This is a genomic window from Marinobacter sp. 2_MG-2023, assembly GCF_030546935.1.
Classification (GTDB): Bacteria; Pseudomonadota; Gammaproteobacteria; order Pseudomonadales; family Oleiphilaceae; genus Marinobacter.
Genome location: NZ_JAUOPH010000016.1, coordinates 1 through 1,073 on the forward strand (window position 1 = coordinate 1; position 1,073 = coordinate 1,073).

The window sequence follows — 1,073 nt, forward strand, 5'->3', positions numbered from 1 at the left end:
CGTAATAAGCCGCACTTGAACGTGGGCACTATTGGTCACGTAGACCATGGTAAGACGACTCTGACCGCTGCTCTGACTCGTGTATGTCACGAAGTATGGGGTACGGGTTCTGCGAGTGCATTCGATCAGATCGATAACGCACCGGAAGAGCGTGCGCGTGGTATAACCATCGCGACTTCCCACGTTGAGTACGATTCTCCTAACCGTCACTACGCACACGTAGACTGCCCGGGCCACGCCGATTATGTGAAAAACATGATCACAGGTGCGGCTCAGATGGACGGCGCGATCCTGGTTTGTTCAGCAGCAGACGGCCCCATGCCGCAGACTCGCGAGCACATCCTGCTGTCTCGTCAGGTAGGCGTTCCTTACATCGTTGTGTTCCTGAACAAAGCGGACATGGTTGACGATGAAGAGCTGCTGGAACTGGTTGAGATGGAAGTGCGTGATCTGCTGGAAGCGTATGACTTCCCGGCTGACGACACTCCGATCGTTACTGGTTCTGCGTTGATGGCGCTGGAAGGTAAAGATGATAACGAAATGGGTACTACCGCTGTTAAGAAGTTGGTAGAAGCCCTGGATTCGTACATCCCTGAGCCTGAGCGTGCGATTGATCAGCCGTTCCTGATGCCGATTGAGGACGTATTCTCTATCTCGGGTCGTGGTACTGTTGTGACCGGTCGTGTAGAGCGCGGTATTGTCAAGGTTGGTGAAGAAGTTGAGATTGTTGGTATCAAGGATACCGTCAAGACGACTTGTACCGGTGTTGAGATGTTCCGTAAGCTCCTCGACGAAGGTCGTGCGGGTGAGAACGTTGGTGTACTGTTGCGTGGTACCAAGCGTGACGACGTTGAGCGTGGTCAGGTTCTGTGTAAGCCGGGCAGCATCAAGCCGCACACCAAGTTCGAGTGCGAAGTATACGTGCTAAGCAAAGATGAAGGCGGTCGTCACACTCCGTTCTTCAAGGGCTATCGTCCGCAGTTCTACTTCCGTACCACCGACGTAACCGGTTCTTGTGAATTGCCGGAAGGCGTAGAAATGGTTATGCCAGGTGATAACGTGAAGATGGAAGT

1 protein-coding gene is annotated in these 1,073 nt (G+C 53.2%); it reads left to right on the forward strand.

The features are described from left to right. On the forward strand, positions 1-1,073 hold a 1,073-nt coding region (gene tuf / locus Q4501_RS18480), incomplete at both ends, for an elongation factor Tu (protein WP_303597729.1).